The sequence below is a fragment of the Saccharothrix coeruleofusca genome (assembly GCF_014648515.1).
Classification (GTDB): Bacteria; Actinomycetota; Actinomycetes; order Mycobacteriales; family Pseudonocardiaceae; genus Actinosynnema; species Actinosynnema coeruleofuscum.
Window position 1 is genome coordinate 184346 of record NZ_BMRG01000007.1, and the last position, 5001, is coordinate 189346.

The 5001-nt window shown below is 73.3% G+C and carries 4 protein-coding genes and 1 pseudogene; 1 reads left to right on the forward strand and 4 read right to left on the reverse strand.

Annotated features, from left to right (window positions below; translation table 11 throughout):
- Both IEZ00_RS36835 and IEZ00_RS19770 read right to left on the reverse strand, forming a co-directional pair.
- Positions 1-752 (reverse strand): annotated as a pseudogene (locus IEZ00_RS36835) (DUF4241 domain-containing protein); the annotation flags it as partial.
- Between the two features lie 87 nt (positions 753-839).
- Complete coding sequence (locus tag IEZ00_RS19770) at positions 840-1541, reverse strand: hypothetical protein (protein WP_189224757.1); 702 nt, start codon at positions 1539-1541, stop codon at positions 840-842.
- 375 nt (positions 1542-1916) lie between these two features.
- On the opposite strand from IEZ00_RS19770, the gene IEZ00_RS19775 reads away from it, so the two are divergent.
- Positions 1917-2573, forward strand: a complete 657-nt coding sequence (locus tag IEZ00_RS19775; RefSeq protein WP_189224758.1) for an MOSC domain-containing protein — start codon at positions 1917-1919, stop codon at positions 2571-2573.
- A 6-nt stretch (positions 2574-2579) separates the two neighbouring features.
- On the opposite strand, the gene IEZ00_RS19780 is transcribed toward IEZ00_RS19775, so the two are convergent.
- Both IEZ00_RS19780 and paaZ read right to left on the reverse strand, forming a co-directional pair.
- Positions 2580-3419, reverse strand: a complete 840-nt coding sequence (locus tag IEZ00_RS19780; RefSeq protein WP_189224759.1) for an aldo/keto reductase — start codon at positions 3417-3419, stop codon at positions 2580-2582.
- Between the two features lie 227 nt (positions 3420-3646).
- Positions 3647-5001: phenylacetic acid degradation bifunctional protein PaaZ (paaZ, locus tag IEZ00_RS19785; protein WP_229795907.1), on the reverse strand; the 1355-nt coding region annotated here is incomplete at its 5' end.

Genomic DNA, 5001 nt, shown 5'->3' on the forward strand with positions numbered 1-5001 from the left:
GGGACGGTGTCGGTGAAAGCCGCCTCGCCGTCGGACAGCAACCCCGGATCGGTCGCCAGCACCCGGCCGCTGATCAGCCGCACCGCGCCCGCGTCCCGGACCTCGGTCACCACGACCTCCTCCGCCCCCCGCAGCGCCCACCGCTCACCGGAGCGGAACACCCGGTCCAGGGCGGTGGGCCGCAACGGGACCGGGGGCCGCCACGGCGGCTCGACGGGCTCCTCGTCCACCACGTCCGGGCGTTCGACCAGGTCCGCGTCCACGCCGGCCAGCGCCGCCCAGTCGCCGAACCCCGGCACGTCGCTGAACAGCTCCTCGACCGGCACTCGCACGGGGCGCACCATCTTGCTGCGCGCCTGCTGCGCCCGCACCGTCCGCGTCGCGGTGCCGTCCGGCTCGTGCGACAACTGCTCGTAATCAGCGCGCTCGTCGAACTCCGGCGAGGTCTGGCCGTCGTAGTGCCACTGCTCGACCTGCGCGCGGAACAGGCGGCCCAGCTCGCGGTACTCCACCGCGCGGTGCCGCCTGCCCTGCTCGTCGAAGTGCCAGCAGCGGGCGAAGCCCCGTCCCCTGGCGATCTCGCCGACCGCGACCACGGTGTCGTCCTCGGGTCGCACCAGGCAGAAGGCGTACTGCTGCCCGCCGCGATCGCGTTCCCGCGCCGTGGTCGCGGACAGCCTGCCGACGATCGCCCGGTCCTCCGGGGACCAGCCCTCGCAGTAGATGACGTCCAACGACGCCCGCGCACTCATGGCGGCACCCTATTGCCGGGCACCGACAGTTCCGCGCCGCCGATTCCGCGCCGCCGATTCCACGCAGGCGATTCCGCGCCGCCCGGATCAGACCGGAGCGGTGACCCGGATGTCGGCGTTCCAGTCGCTGTAGTGGTGCGTGCGGCTCTCGAAGACCTCGCCCCCCAGGGTCTTCATCACGTGCTCCACGCGCACCGGCAACTCCCCCGGCCCGACCCACACCACGACGGTCGAGATGAAGCCCCGGTCATAAGCGCTGAGCAGCACCGCCCGCTGCTGGGCGTCCTCGGTCCGGTCGGCCTGCTGCCGCAAGTCCACCTGCAACGAGTACCGCCTGGTCCGCGCCCCTTCCACGGTCTCATCGCCGCTGTCCATGAGCAGGCCGCTGCGCAGCGCCTCGACCACCATGACCGGGTCGACCACGTCCGCCACCTCGGTGACGGGCACCTCGACCACCGGCACCGGGTCGCCCAGCTCGTGCCGCGTCCACCCGCCGCCCTGCGAGCGCGAGAAGGCCGCGCCGGGCAGGACGACCAGTTCCACCGGTGGCGAGGACAGCGACACGAAACGGCCTTCGGGAGCCCGCACCAGACCGCCCTCCACGCGCGTGCTCCGCCCCTGGAGGGTCTGCTCGGCGGTGAACCGCACCGACCTCTGCTCGACCGACCGGTTGATCAGCGCGGTCGCCAGCTCGTCGCCGCTCGTGGCCACCGGCCCGAGCGTCGGCTCGGGCAGTGAGGTCCGCTCGGCGCACCCCGCCAGCAGGCAACCGACCAGCAGAAGGACCAAGCACCGGCGCATGTCTTCCCCCAGGAGGCGTGCGATCCGCGCCATCCTCCCGCACCCACCCGCCGAACGGCCACCACCTCGCCCCCTACCGCTCCCCCAGCGCACGTTCCCGGTGTCACCCGACCATGGGCGTGTCGGGCGGGCCGTCCCCGCGAGTCGAACCCCCAGACACCGCGAACTCAACATTCGCGCACGTCGGGCAGTACTTGCCGGCCCACCCAACGCTGCCGGGTAGTACTTGCCCACGCACCAGGAATGCGCCCGCGTCGGGTAGTAGCTACCGACCCTCACAGCGGCCTCGGGTAGTACTTGCCGACGCAGCAGGGGCGCGTGCGGGGGTGAACGGGCCGGGTGGCCTCGGCTAGCGTCTGCCGCATGGCTCACGTGCTCTCCGTCAACACCGGTTCCCGGCTCGACTCCGACCACGCAGACGTCGGCCACACCGGTATCGGCAAGCGGCCGGTGAGCGGCCCCGTGCTGGTGCGCGAGCCGGGTCCGCGCGGCGAGGGCGGCAGCGGACTGGACGGCGACCACATCTCCGACCTGCGCCACCACGGCGGCAGCGACCAGGCGGTGTACGCCTACGCGCGCGAGGACCTGGACGAGTGGGCCGCGGAGCTGGGCCGGGAGCTGCCGCCGGGGCTGTTCGGGGAGAACCTGACCACGGTCGGCGTGGACGTCACCGGCGCGCTGGTGGGCGAGCGGTGGCGGGTGGGCGGGGTGCTGCTGGAGGTGACCCGGCCGCGCATCCCCTGCCGGACCTTCGCGGGGGTGATGGGGCAGCGGGGCTGGGTGCGCACGTTCACCCGGCGGGCCGTGCCCGGCGCGTACCTGCGGGTGGTCGAGCCGGGCCCGGTCAGCGCCGGTGACGGGATCACCGTGGTGACGCGGCCGGACCACGACGTGACCATGGGGCTGGTCTTCCGCGCCCTGACCCTGGAGCCGGAGCTGCTGCCCCGCCTGCTGGCCGCCGACACGCTGCCCGAGGACCTGCGCGACCGGGTCGGGCGGCGGGCGTCCGACCCGGTCTGAGGCGGGTCAGACCAGCGCGGACAGGCGCTGGTACTCCTCGTCGGTCAGCTCGATCCGGGCCGCCGCGACGTTCTCCTCCAGGTGCGCCACCGACGAGGTGCCGGGGATGGGCAGCACCACCGGCGAGCGGCGCAGCAGCCAGGCCAGCGCGAGCTGGGCGGGCGTGGCGTCGTGGTCCTTGGCGGCCTGGTCGAGCACGCTGCCGGGGCGGGCCAGCTCACCGGTGGCCACCGGGAACCACGGGATGAAGGCGATGCCCTGCTCGGTGGCGTGGTCGAGCACGGCCTCGTGGTGGCGGGTGGCCAGGTTGTAGAGGTTCTGCACGCTGACGATGTCGGCGATCCCGCGTGCCTCCTCCAGCTGCGCTACGTCCACTTCGGACAGTCCGATGTGCCGGATCTTGCCCTCTTCCTGGAGCTTGCGCAGCTCGCCCACCTGGTCGGCCAGCGGGTAGTCGGGGTCGACGCGGTGCAGCTGGTACAGGTCGATCCGGTCCACCCCCAGCCTGCGCAGGCTGCCCTCCAGGGCGTGCCGCAGGTACTCGGGCTTGCCCAGCGTCGGCCAGACGTCGGGCCCGGTGCGCAGCAGGCCGCCCTTGGTGGCGATGACCAGGTCTTCGGGGTAGGGGTGCAGCGCCTCCTTGATCAGCTCCTCGCTGATGTGCGGGCCGTAGGAGTCGGCCGTGTCGATGAAGTTCACGCCCAGCTCGACGGCCCGGCGCAGCACCGCGATCGCCGCGTCGCGGTCGGCCGGAGGCCCCCAGATGCCGGGGCCGGTGATCCGCATCGCGCCGTAGCCGAGCCGGTTCACCCGCAGGTCGCCGCCGAGCAGGAATGTGTCTGACACCTGAAGCGCTCCTCGAATCCGTGGCACGGTCCTGTCCGAACCACGCAACCCAGTCTGCCCACCATCTGTTCCCGGCGCCCGCCGACACCGCGCGGGCAAGTACCACCCGAGCGGTGTCGGCGGGCGCGTAACTACTACCCGTGCCGAGCGGGGACGGCGGGCCCTCGCCCGGCACGGGTAGTAGTCAGCGGCCCCGTTGGAGGGGGCGGGTAGTACTTGCAGACGGGTCAGTTCTTGGCGACCAGGGTGAGGACGTCGTACTTGGCCACGGACTCGCCCTTCTGGTTCACCACGTCGGCGTCCCAGCGGACCTCGCCGTAGTCCTGGTCCTCCCTGGGCGTGATCTGCTTGGCGGTCAGCGTCACGGTCAGCTCGTCGCCGGGGAAGGTGGGGGTGAGGAACCGCAGGTTCTCCAGGCCGTAGTTGGCCAGCACCGGTCCCGGCTCGGGCGAGACGAACAGTCCCGCGGCGAAGGACACCACCAGGTAGCCGTGCGCGACCCGGCCGCCGAAGAACGGGTTGGCCGCGGCGGCTTCCTCGTCGGTGTGCGCGTAGAAGGTGTCGCCGGTGAAGGAGGCGAAGTGCTCGATGTCGGCCAGCGTCACCACGCGCGGCCCGGCCGTCACCGAGTCGCCGATCTTCAGCTGCGCCAGGGACTTGCGGAACGGGTGCACGTCGGAGGCGGTGCGCTCGGCGCCGGCCACCCACCGGCCGGTGATGGCGGTGAGCGCGCGCGGGCTGCCCTGCACGGCGGTGCGCTGCAGGTGGTGCAGCACGCCCCGGATGCCGCCCAGCTCCTCGCCGCCGCCCGCCCGGCCGGGTCCGCCGTGGACCAGCGCGGGCAGCGGGGAGCCGTGGCCGGTGGACTCGCCCGCGTCGTCGCGGTCGAGCACCAGCAGGCGCCCGTGCCACGGGGCCACGCCCAGCACCACTTCGCGCACGAAGTCGGCGTCGTGGGAGACGATCGAGCCGACCAGGCTGCCGCGACCGCGCGCGGCCAGCGCCACCGCGCCCTCCACCCCGTCGTAGGGCAGCAGGGTCGACACCGGCCCGAACGCCTCGACCTCGTGCGGCTGGGCGCGGTCCGGGTCGGCCTTGAGCAGCACCGGGGACAGGAACGCCCCGCGCTCGGGGTCGGCGTCGACCACGTCCACCCTCGCCGGGTCGCCGTGGACCGCCGAACCGGCCTCCAGCAGCGCCTTGAGCGAGCGGCGGACCTCTTCGCGCTGCTCCAGCCCGGCCAGCGCGCCCATCCGCACCGACTCGTTGGCGGGGTTGCCGACGACGACCTCGGCCAGCCGCGCCGACGCGGCCTCGGCGACCGCGTCGAGCAGGTTCGACGGCACCAGCGCCCGGCGGATCGCGGTGCACTTCTGGCCCGCCTTGACCGTCATCTCGGTGACCAGCTGCTCGACGAACAGGTCGAACTCGGGGGTGCCGGGGGTGGCGTCGGGGCCGAGGACCGAGCAGTTGAGCGAGTCCGCCTCGGCGTTGAAGCGCACCGACGAGCGCACCACGGCGGGGTGGGTGCGCAGGTGCGCGGCGGTGGAGGCGGAACCGGTGAAGCCGACCAGGTCCTGCT